The sequence below is a fragment of the Pseudomonas sp. LPB0260 genome, from assembly GCF_013388395.1.
Genome location: NZ_CP058247.1, coordinates 4297833 through 4319576, shown reverse-complemented (window position 1 = coordinate 4319576; position 21744 = coordinate 4297833). Strand labels below are relative to the sequence as shown.

18 protein-coding genes and 1 pseudogene are annotated in these 21744 nt (G+C 66.4%); 13 read left to right on the top strand and 6 right to left on the bottom strand.

What is annotated here, in order from left to right; genetic code table 11:
* Nucleotides 1-4: 4 nt before the first annotated feature.
* Nucleotides 5-1132 carry a response regulator gene (locus tag LPB260_RS19265; protein ID WP_208707407.1) on the bottom strand — a complete coding sequence of 376 codons (1128 nt, stop codon included), beginning with the start codon at nt 1130-1132 and terminating at the stop codon, nt 5-7.
* Between the two features lie 291 nt (nt 1133-1423).
* Here LPB260_RS19265 and desA point away from each other — a divergent pair, with 291 nt between their 5' ends.
* The 8 genes and pseudogenes from desA (at nt 1424) to LPB260_RS19225 (ending at nt 9575) form a co-directional block, all read left to right on the top strand.
* Nucleotides 1424-2611 carry a delta-9 fatty acid desaturase DesA gene (desA, locus tag LPB260_RS19260; RefSeq protein ID WP_208707406.1) on the top strand — a complete coding sequence of 396 codons (1188 nt, stop codon included), beginning with the start codon at nt 1424-1426 and terminating at the stop codon, nt 2609-2611.
* A gap of 115 nt (nt 2612-2726) precedes the next feature.
* Complete coding sequence (locus LPB260_RS19255) at nt 2727-3698, top strand: sensor domain-containing diguanylate cyclase (RefSeq protein WP_208707405.1); 972 nt, start codon at nt 2727-2729, stop codon at nt 3696-3698.
* Between the two features lie 619 nt (nt 3699-4317).
* Nucleotides 4318-5580 (top strand): annotated as a pseudogene (locus tag LPB260_RS19250) (OprD family porin).
* A 172-nt stretch (nt 5581-5752) separates the two neighbouring features.
* Complete coding sequence (locus tag LPB260_RS19245; protein WP_208707404.1) at nt 5753-6079, top strand: helix-turn-helix transcriptional regulator; 327 nt, start codon at nt 5753-5755, stop codon at nt 6077-6079.
* Complete coding sequence (locus LPB260_RS19240) at nt 6076-6507, top strand: YeeE/YedE family protein (RefSeq protein WP_208707403.1); 432 nt, start codon at nt 6076-6078, stop codon at nt 6505-6507. Before LPB260_RS19245 ends, LPB260_RS19240 begins: the two co-directional genes overlap by 4 nt.
* 2 nt (nt 6508-6509) lie before the next feature.
* Nucleotides 6510-6929, top strand: a complete 420-nt coding sequence (locus LPB260_RS19235) for a DUF6691 family protein (protein ID WP_208707402.1) — start codon at nt 6510-6512, stop codon at nt 6927-6929.
* Between the two features lie 58 nt (nt 6930-6987).
* Nucleotides 6988-7854, top strand: a complete 867-nt coding sequence (locus tag LPB260_RS19230) for an MBL fold metallo-hydrolase (protein ID WP_208707401.1) — start codon at nt 6988-6990, stop codon at nt 7852-7854.
* Nucleotides 7851-9575, top strand: a complete 1725-nt coding sequence (locus LPB260_RS19225) for a SulP family inorganic anion transporter (RefSeq protein ID WP_208707400.1) — start codon at nt 7851-7853, stop codon at nt 9573-9575. The genes LPB260_RS19230 and LPB260_RS19225 overlap by 4 nt, the downstream gene beginning before the upstream one ends.
* A 36-nt stretch (nt 9576-9611) precedes the next feature.
* Here LPB260_RS19225 and aguA read toward each other — a convergent pair whose 3' ends face one another.
* From aguA to LPB260_RS19200, 5 genes are all read right to left on the bottom strand, one after another.
* Nucleotides 9612-10718 carry an agmatine deiminase gene (gene aguA / locus LPB260_RS19220; protein WP_208707399.1) on the bottom strand — a complete coding sequence of 369 codons (1107 nt, stop codon included), beginning with the start codon at nt 10716-10718 and terminating at the stop codon, nt 9612-9614.
* 100 nt (nt 10719-10818) lie between these two features.
* Nucleotides 10819-11697 (bottom strand): N-carbamoylputrescine amidase, encoded by an 879-nt coding sequence (gene aguB / locus LPB260_RS19215; RefSeq protein WP_208707398.1) that lies wholly within the window; start codon nt 11695-11697, stop codon nt 10819-10821.
* Between the two features lie 248 nt (nt 11698-11945).
* Nucleotides 11946-12593, bottom strand: coding sequence for a TetR/AcrR family transcriptional regulator (locus tag LPB260_RS19210; RefSeq protein ID WP_208707397.1), 648 nt, complete (start codon nt 12591-12593; stop codon nt 11946-11948).
* Between the two features lie 81 nt (nt 12594-12674).
* Nucleotides 12675-13733, bottom strand: coding sequence for an extracellular solute-binding protein (locus tag LPB260_RS19205; protein ID WP_208707396.1), 1059 nt, complete (start codon nt 13731-13733; stop codon nt 12675-12677).
* 138 nt (nt 13734-13871) lie between these two features.
* Complete coding sequence (locus LPB260_RS19200) at nt 13872-15251, bottom strand: glutamine synthetase family protein (RefSeq protein ID WP_208707395.1); 1380 nt, start codon at nt 15249-15251, stop codon at nt 13872-13874.
* A 276-nt stretch (nt 15252-15527) separates the two neighbouring features.
* Between LPB260_RS19200 and LPB260_RS19195 the strand changes: the two genes are divergently transcribed.
* The 5 genes from LPB260_RS19195 to LPB260_RS19175 all read left to right on the top strand — a co-directional run bounded on the left by LPB260_RS19195 (nt 15528) and on the right by LPB260_RS19175 (nt 21737).
* A complete protein-coding gene (locus tag LPB260_RS19195; RefSeq protein WP_208707394.1) occupies nt 15528-16280 on the top strand; it encodes a gamma-glutamyl-gamma-aminobutyrate hydrolase family protein in 753 nt (250 codons plus the stop codon).
* A gap of 43 nt (nt 16281-16323) precedes the next feature.
* Nucleotides 16324-17682: a glutamine synthetase family protein gene (locus LPB260_RS19190; RefSeq protein WP_208707393.1), complete on the top strand. Its 1359-nt coding sequence runs from the start codon at nt 16324-16326 to the stop codon at nt 17680-17682.
* 62 nt (nt 17683-17744) lie between these two features.
* Nucleotides 17745-19118, top strand: coding sequence for an aspartate aminotransferase family protein (locus LPB260_RS19185; RefSeq protein WP_208707392.1), 1374 nt, complete (start codon nt 17745-17747; stop codon nt 19116-19118).
* A gap of 162 nt (nt 19119-19280) precedes the next feature.
* A complete protein-coding gene (locus LPB260_RS19180) occupies nt 19281-20375 on the top strand; it encodes a polyamine ABC transporter substrate-binding protein (protein ID WP_208707391.1) in 1095 nt (364 codons plus the stop codon).
* A 267-nt stretch (nt 20376-20642) separates the two neighbouring features.
* Nucleotides 20643-21737 (top strand): polyamine ABC transporter substrate-binding protein, encoded by a 1095-nt coding sequence (locus LPB260_RS19175; RefSeq protein WP_208707390.1) that lies wholly within the window; start codon nt 20643-20645, stop codon nt 21735-21737.
* Nucleotides 21738-21744 lie beyond the last annotated feature (7 nt).

The window sequence follows — 21744 nt, the reverse complement described above, 5'->3', positions numbered from 1 at the left end:
ACGCTCAGGTCAGTCCGGCCAGGCGGCGCAGGCGCGCCAGGTCTTGGTGATCGGGTTCGGGGAGCAGCTCGCAGACGGCCAGGCGCATGACAATGGTTTCTCGTTTGACGTTATTGCTGGCCAGACCATAGCAGGCGCCGATCAGCTCGCGCAGGGGGGTGGGCAGGCGCCAGTGGGCTTTCAGACGATAGGCCAGCACGTTGCTGGACTGGTCCAGTGCCTGCTGCAGTTGCTCGCTGTCCAGGGCCCGGTCGGCATTCTTCCACAGCTGGGCCTGGTGCAGCACGCACAGTTCGCCCATGCGCTGCAGCACCGCGGCGCTGTGCAGCGGCGTGGGATCGAGGTGACACTGCTCGGCCAGCCGGGACACCCGCTCAGCGAGGCGTTCGATCTGCTCGACATAGGCAATGGCCTGCAGCTTCAGTTCGGCGTCCTCGAGCTCCGCCGCCGGGCGCAGGCCGAGGCCCAGGCCGAGATTCAGGCTGGTGGCCGGGCCGAGGCGGTGCAGCGCCTCGGCCAGGCTCAGGCAGGCCTGGTTGGCGTGATTGTATTGGCTGCTGTTGGCCGCGGCGATCAGGCGCGCGGTCAGCGCCGGGTCGTGCTGCCAGCGCTCGTTGAGCAGTTGCAGGCTCGGCGCCTCTTCCCCCGTCTGCTGCAGGCCGTCGAGCGTGCCGGCCTGCAGCGGCAGGTCGAGGGCACTGGCCGGCAGCGTGGCCAGGTGATCGACGAACGTGTCGCCGGCCAGGGGCGCGACGCACGCCTCGGCCTCGTCCGCCGGCAGCAGTTGCTGCAGGCATTCGAGCACCTTGGGCACCTGGAACGGCTTGCTGATGAAGGCGCTGACCCCGATCGCCTTGACCGCCAGCACGCTGTCGCGATCGGCGCGGCCGGTGACCATCACCAGGGGGACCTGGTCGTTGTCGCGGTGTACCTGTTCCAGCAGCTGGGTGCCCGAGTCGTCGGGCAGGTTCCAGTCGGCGATCACCAGGTCGGCGGCGTGCTGTTGCCAGTCCTGCAGTGCGGCCGCCACGCTGTCCAGGCACTTGACCTGGGCGGCCGGGCGCAGACTGAGCACGATCTGCTTGAGCAGGTCTGCGATCCAGGGGTCGTCTTCGAGAATCATCACGCGCATGACAGCTCCTTGGTGGCGTTTGCTGGCAGCCCCGGCCACCGTCCGTCGCCTGGACAGATCCGCAGTGCGGTCTCCCGGCCATGGGCCGGAGGCGGTGTCAGCAGCAGGATAGGCTGGTGTTGCGGCGGCACGTTCAACTCCGTTTGCGTGCACAGCAGTATAGGTATCGACAGGGTCGTGGCATTCGTATCCAAAAGACCAACTGGTTTTCTGCCCTGAGGCGGGGATAATGGGGCACGGCCTGCTGCTTGAGGGCAGGCTGCGTCACCCTTTTGAGAGGCACTCGACCCTATGTGGTACAACGGAATTCTCGACCTGTCGGTCTGGCAACTGATCGCGGTCACCCTGCTGATGACCCACGTGACCATCGTCAGCGTCACCGTCTATCTGCATCGCTACTCGGCGCACCGCGCCCTGGAGCTGCATCCGGCACTGAAGCACTTCTTCCGCTTCTGGCTGTGGCTGACCACCGGGCAGAACACCCGCGAATGGACGGCCATCCATCGCAAGCACCACGCCAAGTGCGAAACCGTCGATGATCCCCACAGCCCGGTGGTCAAGGGCCTGAGCACGGTGCTGCGCAAGGGCGCCGAGCTGTATCAGGAGGAGGCGAAAAACCAGGAAACCCTGCGCATCTACGGCAAGAACTGCCCGGATGACTGGGTCGAACGCAATGTCTATTCGCGCTACCCGATCGGCGGCGTGACCCTGATGGCGATCATCGACCTGGCCCTGTTCGGCGTGCTCGGCATGACCGTCTGGGCGATCCAGATGATGTGGATTCCGGTCTGGGCCGCCGGGGTGATCAACGGCCTCGGCCATGCCGTCGGCTACCGCAACTTCGAGTGCCGCGACGCGGCGACCAACCTGCTGCCCTGGGGCATCCTGATCGGCGGCGAGGAGCTGCACAACAATCACCACACCTACCCGAACTCGGCCAAGCTGTCGGTGCGCAAGTGGGAGTTCGACATGGGCTGGGCCTGGATCAAGCTGTTCAGCCTGCTGGGCCTGGCCAAGGTGCAGCGGGTGGCGCCGATCGCCCACCGGATCGAGGGCAAGCGTCAGCTGGACATGGACACCGCCATGGCGATCCTCAACAACCGCTTCCAGATCATGGCGCAGTACCGCAAGCTGGTGATCGCGCCACTGGTCAAGCAGGAGCTGCTCAAGGCCGACGCCTCGGTGCGGCACCAGTTCCGCCGCGCCAAGCGCCTGCTGGCCCGCGAGCCGAGCCTGCTGCAGGACAAGCAGCAGCTGCATATCGACGCCATGCTGGCGCACAGCCAGGCGCTCAAGGTGATCTACGAGAAACGCCTGGCGCTGCAGCAGATCTGGGCCCGGACCAGCTCCAACGGCCACGAGATGCTCGAGGCGATCAAGCAGTGGGTGCACGAGGCCGAGGCCAGTGGCATCCAGTCGCTGCGCGATTTCGCCGAACAGCTGCAGAGCTACTCGCTGCGCCCGGCCGCCGCGCGCTGACCGGAGTCGGCGTAGCCACCTAGAAGCCCGCCATTTGGCGGGCTTTTTCGTTGGCCGCCGCGGCGAGGCTCTATGCTGAAGGTGTCGCCCATGCATTTATCAGAGTGGCGCCTCTATGGACGAGCAGGGTCCTGTCCCGAGCGAGCTGGAAGAATTGACGCTGGCGCTGTTGCACTGCCGCGGCGAGGTCACCCGGCTGCGAGAGCGCGAGCGCCTGTTCAGCACCCTGGTGGGCAGCCTCAACGCCGTGCTCTGGGCTTTGGATTGGTACAACCATCGGATGATCTACGTCAGTCCGGCCTATGAGCGTGTATTCGGTCGCTCGGCCGCGCTGCTGCTGGCCGATTACCAGGAGTGGCGCAACAGCATCTACCCGGATGACCTCGACTACGCCGCCGAGAGCCTGGCCAAGGTCCTCGAGACCGGGGCCGTGGAGACCCGCGAATACCGCATCATCCGCGGCGACGGGCAGCTGCGCTGGCTTAGCGACAAGTGCTTTATCGGTCGCCAGAGCGAGGCCGGTGATCCGCACATCATCGTCGGCATCGCCGAGGACATCACCGAGAAGAAGCAGCTGGAGGGCGAGCTGCAGCGCCTGGCCACCACCGATGTACTGACCCAGAGCAGCAACCGCCGGCACTTCTTCGACTGCGCCCTGCGCGAATTCGAGCACGCCCGCCAGTTCGGCACGCCGCTGGCGTTCCTGCTGCTGGATATCGACGACTTCAAGCAGATCAACGACAGCTACGGCCACCAGGTCGGCGATCAGGTGCTGCAGCGCCTGGCCCAGTGCGGCGCCACCGTCCTGCGGCGTGGCGACCTGTTCGGACGCATCGGCGGGGAAGAGTTCGCCGCGCTGTTTCCCGGTTGCGAGCCGGCCCTGGCCAAGCAGATCGCCGAGCGCCTGCAGCGCGAGGTCAAGCGCCTGGGCTTCAGCCACCAGGGCAAGACCTTCGGCATCACCGTCAGCCAGGGCCTGACCAGCCTGGCCCCGACCGACCTGAGCCTGGATGCGCTGTTCGCCCGCGCCGACGCGGCCATGTATGTGGCCAAGCGCCAGGGCAAGAACCAGATCGTCTTCGCCTGAATACCCCAGCTGGCTGCGTCGACGGCGTTGGCGACTTATCGCCAACGCCGTGCGGGCGCTCGGCGGAATCTCGCCTATTGCGGGGGGGCAAACCGCACCCTGGCGATTCGTCCTCGCGAAAAAGCCGCGCCCCAGAGCCATCGCCAGTCGGATCGAGGCGCTTGGCACGGTTGCTGCCTTAGCCATCCCACGGCCAGTGCGCGTCTCGACGACCCTTATCCTTTCGTCGAATGTCGCCTTCTCCTCGATTGACGGGGTAAACGTCGGCCATCTACGATATTTCGACGATATTGGAATTGGTATGACCAATATTCTCGAGGGACATAACAAGAACTTCAAGAAAGCTGTCGAGGTCCTCCATGCCGGTCCTGCTCATTGCCCCGTCCTGCCGCCTTGCCGATTCGCCGGGTACACCGCGATCGATTCCCTTGCCGCGTATCGCCGGGCCGTTGCCGCCTACTCCGAACCCCTGATTACGGGCGCTCCCCGCCGTGCTCGGCGCCTGGCTTGCCGCGGCAGCAGGGAGAGTGCCCCCGATTTCGGTGCGTGACCGCCGCTTCGTCAGCGAGGCTGGTGTCCGGACCGATGTGCCACCCTTACAACACTGGAGCAAATCACAATGACAAAGACCTCCCTGGCTCTGGCCATCGCTGCCGGCACCCTGTCCCTGAGCCCCCTGGCCCAGGCCGAGTTCATCAAGGACAGCAAGGCCAGCCTGGAAGCGCGCAACTTCTACTTCAACCGTGACTTCCGTCAGGATGCCCGTCCGACTCCCAGCCAGGCCAAGCAGGAAGAATGGGCGCAAGGCTTCATCCTGCGTATGGACTCCGGCTATACCGAAGGCACCGTGGGCTTCGGCCTCGACGCCATCGGCATGCTCGGCTTCAAGCTCGACTCCGGTGATGGCACGGCGGGCAGTGGCCTGCTGGTTCCGGACCGCTCGGGCGGTTCCCAGGACTATTCCTCCGACCTGGCCGTCGCCGCCAAGGTCTAGGCCTCCAAGAGCACCCTGCGCGTCGGCAGCATGCAGTTCAAGAACATGGCCATCGCCTCCAGCGACAGCCGCCTGACCCCGCAGGTGTTCCAGGGTGGCCATCTGCTCTCCCAGGAAATCAATGGCCTGACCCTCGATGGCGGCTACCTGCGCGAAGTCAACCATCGCAACTCCGGTGACTTCGAGGACATCGCCATCACCAGCGGCGGCCGGCGCGGCATCACCACCAGCGGTGGCACCACCACTGATTCCTTCCAGTTCCTCGGTGGCAGCTACAAGCTCAGCCAGGACCTGACCGCGGCGTACTATCACTCCCAGCTGGAGGATCTGTACAAGCAGAACACCTTCAACCTGGTGCACGTGCTGCCGATCGCCGACAAGCAGAGCCTGAAGACCGACCTGCGCTACACCCGCTCCACCGACGATGGTTCGCGCAGCAACGTCGACAACAAGGCGCTGAATGCCATGGTCACCTACAGCCTGGAAGGCCACAGCTTCGGCCTGGGCTACCAGAAGATGAGCGGCGACACCGGTTATGCCTACGTCAACGGTACCGACCCGTACCTGGTGAACTACGTGCAGATCAGCGACTTCGCCAACAAGGACGAGCGCTCCTGGCAGGCCCGTTACGACTTCAACTTCGCCTCCATCGGCATTCCCGGCCTGACCTTCATGACCCGCTACCTGACCGGCGACAACGTCGAACTGGGCGCCGGCCGTTCCGAGGGCAAGGAGTGGGAGCGCGATACCGAGTTGATGTACGTGTTCCAGGAAGGCGCGCTGAAGAACCTCGGCGTGCGCTGGCGCAACGCGGCGGTGCGTTCGAACTTCGCCAACGACATCGACGAGAACCGCCTGATCGTCAGCTACACCCTGCCACTGCTCTAAGCGCAAGGCCTGCCGCGCGCCTGACCCCGCGCGCTACAGGGAAAAAGCCCGCCAACTGGCGGGCTTTTTCGTTGATCCGGCAGGAGCCGCCCGTCGGACCGGGAAGCGGGCTTGCTCCGCAGTACACTATATTGAAAGATATATTGTTAATGGCTTAAGTGAGTGCCGTCCCATGACCACCCCCGACGTGCCCCTGGATACCCAGCGACTGCGGGCCAACGCCGATGCGGCCGGCCAGTTGCTCAAGGCTCTGGCCAATCCCGACCGCCTGCTGCTGCTCTGCCAGCTTGCCCAGGGCGAGCGCAGCGTCGGTGAACTGGAGGCCCAGCTCGGCATCCAGCAGCCGACCCTGTCGCAGCAGCTGGCGGTGCTGCGCCGCGAGGGCCTGGTGGAGACCCGCCGGGACGGCAAGCAGATCCACTACCGGATCAGCAGTCCGGCGGCCCTGGCGGTGATCGACACCCTGTACCGCCTGTTCTGCGCGGAGCAGCCGACATGAGCCTCGATTGGCTGCACTTCACGCCCTGGTCGGCCCTGGCCGGCGGCGCGCTGATCGGCGCGGCGGCCAGCCTGTTCATGCTGCTCAATGGCCGCATCGCCGGGATCAGCGGCCTGCTGGGCAGCGCCCTGGAGGGCGGCGAGGGGCGCACGGAGAAGCTGCTGTTCCTCGCCGGGCTGCTGCTGGCGCCGCTGCTCTGGGGCCTGTTCGCGCCGCTGCCGGTGCTGGAGTTCCCCAGCGACGGTCTGGCGCTGCCGCTTGCCGGCCTGCTGGTCGGCCTCGGCACCCGCTACGCATCCGGCTGTACCAGTGGCCACGGCGTGTGCGGCCTGTCGCGGCTGTCGCCGCGCTCGCTGGCGGCGACCCTGGCCTTCATGGCCAGTGGCTTCGCCACGGTGTATGTCCTGCGTCATCTGCTGGAGGTTTGAGCATGGGCAAGTTGACTGCGCTGCTGGCCGGCCTGCTGTTCGGCCTCGGCCTGCTGCTGTCGGGCATGGCCAACCCGGCCAAGGTGCTGGGCTTCCTCGACCTGGCCGGCGCCTGGGACCCGTCCCTGGCACTGGTCATGGCCGGCGCCATCGCCGTCGGCTATCCCGCTTTCGCCTGGGCCAAGCTGCGCCGCGAGTCGCTGCTCGGTGCGCCGCTGCGCCTGCCGACCGCGCGTCAGCTGGACCGCCGGCTGATCGCGGGCAGCCTGCTGTTCGGCGTCGGCTGGGGCATCGCCGGCATCTGCCCGGGACCGGCGCTGGTGGGCCTGGCGGCGGGCTACGGGCAGATGGCGCTGTTCGTCGTGGCCATGCTCGTTGGCATGGCCCTGTTCGCTGTCCTGCAGCGCCGCGGCGGCGCCTGAGCCGGCGCTGCATTATCGGGTGCGCCCGGCTATGCTGGCGGCCCACGGAGGAGTCCCCATGTCACCCGAAATAGCCGCCTTCTTCGATCCGGCCACCTCGACCTACAGCTACGTGGTCAGTGACCCGGCCAGCAAGCGTTGCGCCATCATCGATGCGGTGCTGGACTACGACGCCGCCGCCGGGCGCACCTCCGCGGACGGCGCCCGGCGCTTGGTCGAGCATGTGCGCGAGCAGGGCCTGCAGGTCGACTGGCTGCTGGAAACCCATGTGCATGCCGACCACCTGAGCGCGGCGGCCTACCTCAAGGCCGAGCTGGGCGGGCAGCTGGCCATAGGCGCGGGCATCACCGCGGTGCAGGCGACCTTCGCCAAGCTGTTCAACGCCAGCGACGAGTTCGTCGCCGATGGCCGCCAGTTCGACCACCTGCTCGAGGATGGCGAGTGCTTCGGCGTCGGCACCCTCGAGGCGCGGGCGCTGCACACCCCGGGTCACACCCCGGCGTGCATGACCTACCTGATCGGCGATGCCGCCTTCGTCGGCGACACCCTGTTCATGCCCGACTACGGCACCGCCCGCTGCGACTTTCCCGGCGGCGATGCGCGCAGCCTGTATCGCTCGATCCACAGGCTGTTCGCCCTGCCGGACGACACCCGCCTGTTCCTCTGTCACGACTACAAGGCGCCGGGCCGCGACGAGTACCAGTACCAGACCAGCGTGGCCGAGCAGCGTGCGCACAACGTACATGTACGCGAGGGCATCGACGAGGACGCCTTCGTGGCCATGCGCCGCGCCCGCGACGCCGAGCTGAGCATGCCCAGGCTGATGCTGCCGGCGGTGCAGGTGAACATGCGCGGCGGGGAACTGCCGCCGGCCGAGGGCAACGGCACCCGTTACCTGAAAATCCCGTTGAACCTGTTCCGATGAGCTGGCGTCCGGACTGGTTGCGCGGCTACGACCGCCGAGTGGCCGGCCAGGATGGCCTGGCCGCGCTGATCGTCACCCTGATGCTGATCCCGCAGAGCCTGGCCTACGCCATGCTGGCCGGCCTGCCGCCGCAGACCGGGCTCTACGCCAGCATCCTGCCGCTGCTGGCCTACGCGCTGTTCGGCTCCAGCCGCAGCCTGGCGGTCGGCCCGGTGGCGGTGGTGTCGCTGATGACCGCCGCGGCGCTCGCGCCACTGTTCGCGCCGGGGAGCGCCGAGTACCTGGGCGCGGCCATGCTGCTGGCCCTGTTGTCGGCGCTGCTGTTGTTCGGCATGGCGCTGCTGCGCCTGGGTTTTCTCGCCAACTTCCTCAGCCATCCGGTGATTTCCGGCTTTATCAGCGCCTCGGGCCTGCTCATCGCGCTGGGCCAGCTCAAGCATATTCTCGGCATCCAGGCGGCGGGCCAGGCCCTGCCCGAGCTGCTGCCGGCGCTGCTCGAGGGGTTGCCGGCGACGCACCTGCCGACCCTGCTGATCGGCGCCAGCAGCCTGCTGTTTCTCTGGTGGGCGCGGGCCCGCATGAAGGCGCTGCTGGTGGGTCTTGGCGTCAGTCCGGCGCTGGCGGCGAACCTGGCCAAGACTGGACCGGTATTGGCCATCGTGGTGTCGGTGCTGGTGGTCGGCGCCCTGCAGCTGGAGCAGGCCGGCGTCGCGGTAGTCGGGGTGATTCCCCAGGGGCTGCCGCCGCTGACCCTGCCGCCGCTGGACCTGGCGTTGATGCGCCAGCTGTTGCCGGCGGCGGCGCTGATCAGCCTGATCGGCTTCGTCGAGTCGGTCTCGGTGGCGCAGACCCTGGCGGCCAAGCGCCGCCAGCGCATCGCCCCGGACCGCGAACTGCTCGGCCTCGGCGCGGCCAACCTGGCGGCCGCGGTCAGCGCCGGCATGCCGGTGACCGGTGGCTTCGCCCGTTCGGTGGTCAATTTCGAGGCGGGCGCGCAGACGCCCATGGCCGGCGCCCTGACTGCCGTGGGTATCGCCCTCAGCGCGCTGCTGCTGACGCCCTGGCTGCACGACCTGCCCCAGGCGGTGCTGGCGGCGGCGATCATCGTCGCGGTGCTCGGCCTGGTCGACCTCGGCGCGCTGCGTCACACCTGGCGCTATTCGCGCCAGGACGGCGCGGCCCAGGCGGCCACCCTCGGCGGCGTGCTGCTGTTCGGCGTCGAGGTGGGCATCCTGCTCGGCGTCGGCCTGTCGCTGCTGCTGTTCCTCTGGCGCACCAGTCGCCCGCACCTGGCGGTGGTCGGCCAGCTGCCGGGCAGCGAGCACTTTCGCAACGTCCTGCGCTACAGCGTGGTGCAGAGCCCCAGCGTGTTGTCGCTGCGGGTCGACGAAAGCCTGTACTTCCCCAATGCGCGCTTTCTGGAGGAGCGCGTCGGCGAGCTGATCGCCGCGCGGCCCCTGGTGCGGCATCTGGTGCTGATGTGTTCGGGGGTCAACCTGATCGACGCCAGCGCCCTGGAGAGCCTGGAAGCCATCGCCGAGCGCCTGCGCAGCGCCGGGGTGCAGCTGCACCTGTCGGAAGTGAAGGGGCCGGTGATGGACCAGCTGCAGCGCTCGGCCTTTCTCCAGCAGTTCGGCGGCCAGGTGTTCGTCAGCCAGTACCACGCGCTCTGCGCCCTGGACCCGGACAGCACCCACCGCGCCCTGCAACAGACGGCCTAGCGCGGGCGGCGTGGCGCCGCCCGGCCTGGCCCGGGCTCAACGCCGTTGCGGCGCGGGCTGCTGCTGGGTGATGCAGTGGATATTGCCGCCGCCGAGGAGGATTTCCCGGCCCGGCACCATCACCACCCGGTGCTCGGGGAACAGCGCCTGGAGGATAGTGCGGGCCTGCTCGTCCAGCGGGTCGTCGAAGCTTGGCGCGATGATGCCGCCGTTGACGATCAGGAAGTTGACGTAGGAACCGGCCAGGCGCACCTCGGGGCTGCGTTCCTGACTGCCGGCGACCAGGTCGACCCCGGCGCACTCCTCTTCGCTGGCATGCAGCGGCCCGGGGATCGGCATCTTGTGCACGATCAGCTGGCGGCCCCGGGCATCGCGGGCAGCGGCCAGCACCTGCATGGCCGCCTGGCAGCGGGCGTAGTTGGGATCCTGCGGGTCGTCGGTCCAGGCCAGCAGCACCTCGCCCGGGCGCACGTAGCAGCAGAAGTTGTCGACGTGGCCGTCGGTCTCGTCGTTGAACAGGCCGTCCGGCAGCCAGATCACCGTGTCGACGGCCAGGTGGTCGCGCAACATCTGCTCGATCTCCGCGCGGCCCAGCTGCGGGTTGCGGTTGCGGTTGAGCAGGCATTCCTCGGTGGTGATCAGGGTGCCTTCGCCGTCGACATGGATCGAGCCGCCTTCGAGGACGAAGCCATCGGTGCGATAGCGCGCGCAGCGCTCGATCTCGAGGATCTTGCGGGCCACCTGGTCGTCGCGCTGCCAGGGGAAGTACAGGCCGCCATCGAAGCCGCCCCAGGCATTGAAGGCCCAGTCGACACCGCGCACTTCGCCCAGGGCATTGCTGACGAAGGTCGGCCCGGTGTCGCGCACCCAGGCGTCGTCGGTGCTGATCTCGACCAGGCGGATGGCCGGGTGATCCAGGCGCGCGCGGGCGTTCTCGTACTGCTCGGCGCTGACGCAGACGGTCACCGGTTCGAATTCGGCGATGGCCTTGGCCACCGCGCTGAAGGCGGCCTGGGCCGGCTTGCCGCCCAGACGCCAGTTGTCCGGCCGCTGCGGCCAGACCATCCAGGTCTGGCTATGGGGTTCCCACTCGGCCGGCATGCGGAAACCGTCGGCGCGTGGGGTGCTGTTTAGGGTGGTCATCGCGTTTACCTTTTTCAGATTCGGCCTGGTAGTGCGTTACGGAAGCCTACCTGTCCCGGCGTCGCTGCGACAGCCGGGACGTTCGTTTGACGAGGCGCGATCAGGACTCCAGCACGCCGTCGAGGGTCTTGATCGGCGCGTAGAGGTTCGGCCGGCGATCGCGGAAGCTGCCCCAGGCGCTGCGGATGTGCTCCAGCTGGTCGAGGTCGAACCGGTGCACCAGCACGCCTTCCTCGGTCTCGTTCAGTTCCTCGACCTTCTGCCCGAACTGGTCGGCGATAAAGGAGCTGCCGTAGAAGGTGATGTGGTAGCCGTCCTGGTCCTCGCGGCCGATGCGGTTGCTGGCCACCAGCGGCATCAGGTTGGCGCCGGCGTGGCCCTGCTGCACGCGCTGCCAGTGGTCGCGGGAGCTGATGCTCGGGTCGTGGGGCTCGCTGCCGATGGCGGTCGGATAGAAGAGGATCTCGGCGCCGAGCAGGGCCATGCTGCGCGCGCATTCGGGGAACCACTGGTCCCAGCAGATGCCCACGCCGATCTTGGCGTAGCGGGTGTTCCACACCTTGAAGCCGGTGTCGCCCGGGTTGAAGTAGTACTTCTCGTGGTAGCCGGGGCCGTCCGGGATATGGCTCTTGCGATAGATGCCGAGGTTCTCGCCGTCGGCGTCGATGATCGCGATGCTGTTGTAGCGCGCCCTCCCGGCCAGCTCGAAGAAGCTGATCGGCAGCACCACCTGCAGCTCCTTGGCGACCTGCTGGAAGTGCGCGATGGCCGCGTTGGCCTCGACCGTGGTGGCCAGCTGCAGGTAGTCCGGGTTGGGCTTCTGGCAGAAGTACGGGGTCTCGAACAGTTCCTGGATCAGGATGATCTGCGCGCCTTGGGCGGCGGCCTGGCGCACCAGCTTCTCGGCGTTGGCGATATTGGCGGCGCGATCCCAGGAACAGGCCATCTGGGTGGCGGCGACGGTGACGATGCGGGACATGGAACACCTCTTCAGAGCAGTAGGCGGTGGCCGTTACAGGCGAGCAGACGGCCGAATGCGGTGGCGGCTCGGCGAGTCTGTGACGGCCGAGCGGCTGCTGACTTTATAGTCGATAAAAATCGGCTTTAGAAGCTATTTTTTTCTTAAGAATGATAATTATCGATTAAAACACCGATAGTTATCCGTTTGTTGCGGCGAAGGGCTGCCCCGCCAGCGCCTGAAAACCCGGGGCGGGCAGGCTGCGGGCGTCACCCGGCCGAGAGCGGAGCGTCCCGTTTCGGCAGGCAGGGCGGCAGGTACAGGCCCAGGTAGGCGTCGAACACGCGCATGCCCTCTTCGGCCAGGCGCGGGCTGATATGGCCATGCAGTTGCACCGAGCGGGCGTAGACCCGGTCGCCCAGCTCCATGGCCAGGGCGAACACGTCGATATCCGTCGGCAACGGCGGCAGGAGGAAATGCCGGGCGAACAGCGCCTGCATCAGCTGGCCCAGTTCGATGTCGTGCTGGCGGTCGGCCTGGGTCACCTCGGCCAGGCCGTGCTGGGCGAGGATCAGCTGGCGGGCGGCGGCGTCGCCGGCGTAGATCGCCAGCATGCGCAGCTCGACGGTGCGCGACAGGTCGCGCCAGTCACGCAGCTCGGCGTGCGCCACCGGCTGCTGCAGGCTGGCGCGGAAGGCGGCGTGGATGTCCGCGGTCAGGGCTTCCAGCAGGGCCGGCACGCTGGCGAAGAAGTGGTACACCGAGGACGGCGGGATGGCCGCGCGCTCGGCCACGCTGTAGATCGACAGGCTGGCCACGCCCTGCTCGGCGAGCAGTTCGCGGGCGGCGGCGAGGATCACGGCGATGCGTGCCTGGCTGCTGGCGCGGGGCTTGCGGGCGGTACTGGGACGCGACATGGCGGAGATCTCGGCAAGGGACGGCCTATTGGACGTCAGCCGTCGCTGCCCGCGCAAGCCGAGCGGGCGCCCGCCTGCGCGTCAGTCGCCGCCGCGGAACTGGCGCCAGACCCGGTCGCGAACCTGCGCGTGCTTCTCCGGCATGGCGTCCAGGGCATACAGGCGGCGCTTGGTGGCGCGATCGGGATAGAGGCCGGGGTGGTCGCGCAGGTGCTCGTCGAGATGCGCCTGGGCGTCGGCATTGCCATTGGGGTAGAGCACTTCCTCGGTGATCAGTGCGGCGACCTGCGGGCGCATCAGGTAATCGATGAAGCGGTGGGCCAGATCGGCGCGGCGGGCGCTGCGCGGAATCACCAGGTTGTCGATGAACAGCACCGAGCCCTCGGCGGGCACCAGGAAGCGCACCGGCTGGCCGGCATCGGCGGCGGCCAGGGCGTCGCCGACCCAGGCCATGGCGACGCACAGGCGGCCCTGGTTGAGGTCGTCGATATAGCGTTCGCTGTCGACGTAGCGCAGGTTGGGACGCAGGCCCGCGAGCACGTCGGCGGCGCGCTCGATGCGGCTCGGGGCGCTGCGGGTCAGGCTGCGGCCCTGGTAGTTGAGCAGCAGCGACAGGGTCTCGTCGGGGGCGTCCAGCACGCTGATGCCGCAGCTCGCCAGGCGCGCGCTCTGCGCGGCGTCGAACAGCAGGCTCCAGCTGTCCGGCAGCGGGCCGCCGAACGCCGCTTCGGCCTGCGGCGTGTTGATCGCCAGGCCGACCGCGCCCCACAGGTAGGGCACGGCATGGCGATTGCCGGGGTCGACCGCGGCCAGCTTGCTCAGCAGTTCCTTGTCCAGGTGGCGGCGATTGGCCAGGCGCTGGAAGTCCAGGGGCTGCAGCAGGCCCTCGTCGATCAGCCGCGGCAGGTCGTTGTGCGAGGGCACGATGAGGTCGATGGCCTCGTTGCCGCGGATCGCCGCGTGCATTTCCCCGGCGGTGCTGAAGGTGCGGTACTCGACGCGGATGCCGGTGTCGGCGCTGAACCGCTCCAGTACCTGGGGGGCGATGTAGTCGTTCCAGTTGTACACGCGGATGACGTCCTCGGCGCTGGCCAGCAGGGGCGTCAGGCTGAGCAGCAGCGAAGCGAGCAAGCGGGGCATGGGGTGTCTCCCTGTCGGCATGGGCGTGCGCGCCATCCGGCGCGGCCGTCGAGTGCAGCAGGCGCAGGCCTGGGCAATGCTGCCCGGGGCCGGCTGAATAGAACGACGCCGGCTCGGGGCCGGCGTCGGGGGTGTTGCTTACACGGTGTGCAGGTACCAGTTGTACTCGAGGTCGGAGATGGTGGTCTCGAACTCCTCCAGCTCGGCTTCCTTGCACGCGACGAAGATGTCGATGTACTCGGGGCTGATGTACTGGTTGAGCACTTCGCTGTCGTCCAGCTCGCGCAAGGCATCGCGCAGGTTGTTCGGCAGGCTCTGTTCCAGCTGCTCGTAGGAGTTGCCCTCGATCGGCTCGCCCGGCTCGATCTTGTTGGTCATGCCGTGGTGAATGCCGGCGAGGATCGCCGCCATCATCAGGTAGGGGTTGGCATCGGCGCCGGCGACCCGGTGCTCGATGCGCACCGCGTCGGCACTGCCGGTCGGCACGCGCACCGCCACGGTGCGGTTGTCCAGGCCCCAGCTCGGCGCGTTCGGTACGTAGAACTGCGCGCCGAAGCGGCGGTAGGAGTTGACGTTCGGGCAGAGGAAGGCCATCGACGCCGGCATGGTGTCGAGGATGCCGCCGATGGCGTGGCGCAGCACGTCGCTCTGCAGCGGGTCCTCGGAGGTGAAGATGTTCTGTCCGGTCTTCTTGTCGAGCAGCGAGATGTGCACGTGCAGACCATTGCCGGCCTGGCCCGGGTAGGGCTTGGCCATGAAGGTCGAGTCCATCTCGTGGTCGTAGGCGATGTTCTTGATCAGGCGCTTGAGCAGCAGCGCATAGTCGCAGGCCTTGAGCGCATCGTTGGTGTGATGCAGGTTGACCTCGAACTGCGCCGGGGCACTTTCCTTGACGATGGCGTCGGCCGGCAGGGCTTGCTCCTTGGCGGCCTCGAGCATGTCCTGCAGGCAGTCGACGTATTCGTCGAGGTCGTCGATCAGGTAGACCTGGGTGGAATGCGGGCGCTTGCCGGAGATCGGCGAGCGTGGCGGCTGCGGACGGCCGTTCACGTTCTCCTGGTCGATCAGGTAGAACTCCAGTTCGAAGGCGGCGCAGATGGTCAGGCCTAGTTCGTCGAACTTCTGCACCACCTGGCGCAACACCTCCCGTGGATCGGCGAAGAAGGGCGTGCCGTCCAGTTCGTGCATGGTCATCAGCAGTTGCGCGGTGGGGCGCTTCTGCCAGGGCTCGTTGCACAGGGTGTTGGGGATGGGGAAGCAGATACGGTCGGCGTCGCCGATATCCAGGCCCAGGCCGGTGCTTTCCACCGTCGAACCGTTGATATCCAGGGCGAACAGCGAAGCCGGCAGGTTGATGCCTTTTTCATACACCTTGTGGAGGCTGGCGCGTTCGATGCGCTTGCCGCGCACCACGCCATTCATATCTGCAATGAGAAGGTCGACGAACTGGACCTCAGGATGTTCCTTAAGGAACGCGTTCGCTTCATTAAGCTGAACGGCACGCGGGGGTACCGACATGATGCAACACCTTTTTTGTTAAAAATATCAATCATGCGACTGCACGACAGTGAGTCAATCCTAAACGTCAATGCCTGTCAAGAGAGGCAAATGGTGCCCCGAAAAAGAGCTTCGTGGCCATTTATAGGGCGTTTCAGGGCAGTCCTGCTTCGTGCGCGACCAGGCCTGGCGCGCTGCTCAGTCGGGTGTGTTCGATTTTTTACATGGCTATTGTGTAAAAAAATGAACAACGCTAAGCTCCGCTGAAACCCATAACAGCAATAAGACGGGTGTCCCATGTCGCGCCTGCCGTTGATCGGTGTTACCGCCTGCACCAAGCAGATCGGTCTGCATTCCTACCATATAACCGGCGATAAATACGTTCGTGCCGTGGTTGTCGGAGCCGGTGGTCTGCCACTGATCATTCCGGCTCTGGGCGAACTGATCGACCAGCCGAGCCTGCTCGATAATCTGCACGGCCTGCTGTTCACCGGCTCGCCGTCGAACGTCGAGCCCCAGCATTATAGTGGCCCGCCGAGCAGCGCCGGCACCCAGCACGATCCGGCGCGGGACCAGACCACCTTGCCGTTGATCCGCCAGGCGGTCGATGCCGGCATCCCCGTGCTGGGCATCTGCCGCGGTTTCCAGGAAATGAACGTGGCCTTCGGCGGCAGCCTGCACCAGAAGGTGCACGAGGTCGCCGGCATGCTCGACCACCGCGAGCCGCAGGAGCAGCCGCTCGAGGTGCAGTATGCGCCGAGCCATGCCCTGCAGGTGCAGCCGGGCGGGGTGCTCGCCGGCCTCGGCTTGCCGGCGGAGATAGAAGTCAATTCCATTCATGGCCAGGGCGTTGAGCGTCTGGCGCCTGGCCTTCGCGTAGAGGCCCTGGCGCCCGACGGGTTGATCGAAGCCTTCTCCGTCGAGGGGGCGCCGAGCTTCGCCCTCGGGGTGCAATGGCACCCCGAGTGGCAGGTAGTATCCAACCCGAATTATCTCGCCATCTTCCAGGCCTTTGGTGAGGCTTGCAGGAAGAGGGCGGGGCAACGCTGAGCCGGCTATAAAGGATTCGGCTCTTTCCAACCCTGAGGTCTCTATGAGCACCAAATTGGACCAGCTTTCGAGCTGGCTGAAAGAACGCAAAATCACCGAAGTTGAATGCCTGGTCAGCGATCTTACCGGCATTGCCCGTGGCAAGATCTCGCCGACCAACAAGTTCCTCGACGAGAAGGGCATGCGCCTCCCCGAGAGTGTGCTGCTGCAGACCGTCACCGGCGACTACGTCGAGGACGAGGTCTATTACGAGCTGCTCGACCCGGCCGACATCGACATGGTCTGCCGCCCGGACGAGAACGCGGTATTCCTGGTGCCCTGGGCCATCGAGCCGACCGCCCAGGTGATCCACGACACCTATGACAAGCAGGGCAACCCGATCGAGCTGTCGCCGCGCAACCTGCTGAAGAAGGTGCTCAAACTCTATGCCGACAAGGGCTGGCGGCCGATCGTCGCGCCGGAAATGGAGTTCTACCTGACCAAGCGCTGCGAGGACCCGGACTTCCCGCTGCAGGCGCCGCTGGGCCGTTCCGGCCGCCCGGAAACCGGCCGGCAGTCGTTCTCCATCGACGCCGCCAACGAATTCGACCCGCTGTTCGAGGACATGTACGACTGGTGCGAACTGCAGGGCCTGGACCTCGACACCCTGATCCACGAGGAAGGTCCGGCGCAGATGGAGATCAACTTCCGTCACGGCGACGCCCTGGCCCTGGCCGACCAGATCCTGGTGTTCAAGCGCACGATGCGCGAGGCGGCGCTCAAGCATGACGTGGCGGCCACCTTCATGGCCAAGCCGATCACCGACGAGCCGGGCAGCGCCATGCACCTGCACCAGAGCATTGTCGACCGGGAAACCGGGCGCAACGTCTTCTCCAACGAAGACGGCTCGATGAGCGAGCTGTTCCTCCATCACATCGGCGGCCTGCAGAAGTTCATCCCCGAGCTGCTGCCGCTGTTCGCGCCGAACGTCAATTCGTTCCGCCGCTTCCTGCCCGATACCTCGGCGCCGGTGAACGTCGAGTGGGGCGAGGAGAACCGCACGGTGGGCCTGCGCGTGCCGGACTCCAGCCCGCAGAACCGGCGCGTGGAGAACCGCCTGCCCGGCGCCGACGCCAACCCCTACCTGGCCCTGGCCGCCAGCCTGCTGTGCGGCTACATCGGCATGGTCGAGGGCATCGAGCCGAGCGCCCCGGTGGTCGGGCGTGGCTACGAGCGGCGCAACCTGCGCCTGCCGCTGACCCTGGAGGCGGCGCTGGAGCGCATGGAGACCTGCAAGACCGTGGAACAGTACCTGGGCAGCAAGTTCGTCAGCGGCTACGTCGCGGTCAAGCGCGCCGAACACGAGAACTTCAAGCGGGTGATCAGCTCCTGGGAGCGCGAGTTCCTGCTGCTGTCGGTCTGAGTGAGTGGGGGCCGGCCTCGGATGCATCCGGCCCCCGATCAATGCATGAATTTGAGGTGTGTATGAGCAAACCCGTGAGCAACCCGAAAACCCGCGAATGGCAGGCCATGAGCCGCGAGCATCACCTGGCGCCGTTCAGCGACTTCAAGCAGCTGGCGGAGGTCGGCCCGCGCATCATCACCAAGGCCGAAGGCGTGTACCTGTGGGACAGCGAGGGCAACAAGATCCTCGACGGCATGGCCGGCCTGTGGTGCGTAGCGCTGGGCTACGGTCGCGAAGAGCTGGTCGAGGCGGCCGCGGCGCAGATGCGCGAGCTGCCGTTCTACAACACCTTCTTCATGACCGCCCACCCGCCGGTGCTGGAGCTGGCCAAGACCATCGCCGAGATCGCCCCGGCGGGGATGAACCATGTGTTCTTCACCGGTTCCGGTTCCGAAGGCAACGACACCATGCTGCGCATGGTCCGCCACTACTGGGCGATCAAGGGCCGGCCGAACAAGAAGGTGATCATCGCCCGGGAGAACGGTTACCACGGCTCCACCGTGGCCGGCGCCAGCCTCGGCGGCATGAAGTACATGCATGAGCAGGGCGACCTGCCGATTCCCGGCATCGTGCACATCCCGCAGCCCTACTGGTTCGGCGAAGGCGGCGACATGAGCCCCGACGAGTTCGGCGTCTGGGCCGCCGAGCAGCTGGAGAAGAAGATTCTCGAAGTCGGCGAAGACAACGTCGCCGCCTTCATCGCCGAGCCGATCCAGGGCGCCGGCGGGGTGATTGTGCCGCCGGACAGCTACTGGCCGAAGGTCCGCGAGATCCTCGCCAAGTACGACATCCTGTTCGTCGCCGACGAGGTCATCTGTGGCTTCGGCCGCACCGGCGAGTGGTTCGGCAGTGACTACTACGGCAATGCACCGGACATGATGACCATCGCCAAGGGCCTGACCTCCGGCTACGTGCCGATGGGCGGCCTGATCGTGCGCGACGAGATCGTCGAAGTGCTCAACCAGGGCGGCGATTTCAACCACGGCTTCACCTACTCCGGGCATCCGGTGGGGGCCGCCGTGGCCCTGGCGAACATCCGCATCCTGCGCGAGGAGAAAATCGTCGAGCGGGTCAGGGAAGAGACGGCACCCTATTTGCAGAAACGCCTGCGTGAACTGGCCGACCACCCGCTGGTGGGCGAGGTGCGCGGCGTCGGCCTGCTCGGTGCCATCGAGCTGGTGCAGGACAAGGCGACCCGCGCGCGCTTCCCGGGCGAGGTGGGCGTGGGCATGATCTGCCGCGGTCACTGCTTCGACAACGGCCTGGTCATGCGCGCCGTGGGCGACACCATGATCATTTCGCCGCCGCTGGTGATCAGCAAGGCGGAGATCGACGAGCTGGTGGACAAGGCCCGTCTGTGCCTCGACCTGACGGCCAAGGCAGTACTTAACTGAAGTGAGTGACGTAAGCGCTTTCGGACCCTTAGGCCTGAAAGTTGTAAAAAGTGCCATGACCTTGCCAGACTGCGTCCGCGCGTTGGCCAGGCTCACCGGTAGGTGTCGCAGTGAGGCTGCGCCGCCCACCGGAATACTTCTACGACAACAGGAGCTGTACGCATGAACAAATTCGGCAAAACCCTTCTCGCGCTGTCCCTGGCCGGCGCCGTAGCCGGTGCCGCTCAGGCCGAGGACAAAGTGCTGCACGTCTACAACTGGTCGGACTACATCGCCGAGGACACCCTGGACAACTTCCAGAAGGAAACCGGCATCAAGGTGGTCTACGACGTCTTCGACAGCAACGAGACCCTGGAAGCCAAGCTGCTCTCCGGCGGTTCGGGCTACGACGTGGTGGTGCCGTCCAACCAGTTCCTCGCCAAGCAGATCAAGGCCGGGGTGTTCCAGCCGCTGGACAAGTCCAAGCTGCCGAACTGGAAGAACCTCAACGCCGACCTGATGAAGGCCCTGGAAGCCGCCGACCCGGGCAACCAGTACGCCTTCCCCTACCTGTGGGGCACCACCGGCATCGGCTACAACCCGGAGAAGGTCAAGGCCGCCCTGGGCGTGGACAAGATCGATTCCTGGGGCGCGGTGTTCAAGCCGGAGAACATGGAGAAGCTCAAGTCCTGCGGCGTCGCCATGCTCGATGCGCCTGAAGAGATCTATGCCGCGGCGCTGCACTACCTGGGCAAGAACCCGATCGCCCAGAGCCCGGCGGACGTGAAGGCGGCCGAGGAGCTGTTGCTGCAGGTGCGTCCGCATGTCACCTACTTCCACTCCTCCAAGTACATCTCCGACCTGGCCAACGGCAACATCTGCGTCGCGGTCGGCTGGTCCGGCGACGTGTTCCAGGCCCAGGCCCGCGCCGAGGAAGCGAAGAACAACGTACCGGTCGCCTACGCCATTCCCAAGGAAGGCGCCGCCACCTTCTTCGACATGATGGCCATCCCGGCCGACGCCAAGAACACCGAGGCGGCCTACACCTTCCTCAACTACATCCTCACCCCGGAAGTGATCGCGCCGATCTCCGACTACGTGGCCTACCCGAACGGCAACGCCGCCGCCACGCCGCTGGTCTCCGAGGAAATCCGCAACAACCCGGGCATCTACCCGACCGAGGAAGCCTCGAAGAAGCTCTACACCTTCACCGAGCTGAGCCCGAAGGTGCAGCGTGCCATGACCCGCAGCTGGACCAAGGTCAAGTCCGGCCGCTAAGCGACACCAAGCCAACCGGCTTCTGGCGGGGCGACCCGCCAGAAGCGCTAACAACAAAAAAGGAAGCTTGTATGCGTGATCCCACTCTTCTGCCCGGCCTGCTTGCCGGGGCTGTCGGCGGTGCGTTTTACGGCGCCCGGCTGTCTGTTGCCTGGCGTCGCCGGGTCATCGCCATCGCCTAGCGTTAGGTGGCTCAACAGCAACGGTCTTTTCCGATAAAGTGCCGGCCTTTTCGCGGGCGGGCCGATGAAGAAAGAGGACACACGCATGCGCATCTGCTTCGCCAAGGCTCTGCTCGTCAGCGCCCTGGGCCTCGTCGCGGCGAGCCTGGCTCAGGCGGCCGGGACCCTGCACATCTACAACTGGAGCGACTACATCGGCGAAACCACGCTCGCCGACTTCGAGCGGGCCAGCGGGATCAAGCCGGTCTACGACGTCTTCGACTCCAACGAAACCCTCGAAGGCAAGCTGCTGGCCGGCCGTTCCGGCTATGACCTGGTGGTGCCTTCCAACCATTTCCTCGGCAAGCAGATCAAGGCCGGCGCCTTCCAGAAGCTCGACCGCAGTCTGCTGCCCAACTGGGACAACCTCGATCCTGCGCTGCTCAAACAGCTGCAGAAGAACGATCCGGGCAACCAGTACGCCGTGCCCTACCTGTGGGGCACCAACGGCATCGGCTACAACGCCGAGAAGGTCAAGGCGGCCCTCGGCGTCGAGCGCATCGACTCCTGGGCGGTGCTGTTCGAGCCGCAGAACATGCGGAAGCTGGCCAGTTGCGGGGTGAGCTTCCTCGACTCGGCCGACGAGATGATCCCGGCGGTGCTCAACTACCTGGGGCTGGACCCCAACAGCAGCCGTGCCGAGGACTACGCCAAGGCCGAGGCCAAGCTGCTCGAGGTGCGCCCCTACGTCACCTATTTCCACTCCTCCAAGTACATCGGCGACCTGGCCAACGGCAACATCTGCGTGGCCGCCGGCTACTCCGGCGACATGCTGCAGGCGGCCGCCCGTGCCGAAGAGGCCGGCCAGGGCGTGGAGATCCGCTACGCGATCCCCCAGGAGGGGGCGAACCTGTGGTTCGACATGCTGGCCATCCCCGCCGACGCCGGCAACGTCAGGGAGGCCCACGCCTTTATCAATTTCCTGCTGGAGCCGGCGGTGATCGCCGGGGTCAGCGACTACGTCGGCTACGCCAACCCCAATCCCAAGGCCTCCGAGCTGATGGATCCAGCGGTGCGTGACGACGAGCGGGTGTACCCGCCGCAAGCGGTTTTGGACAGGTTGTTTATCTCGGCGGAGTTGCCGAGCAAGGTGCAAAGGCTGATGACCCGCAGCTGGAACAGGGTCAAGTCAGGCCAGTAAATTCGCT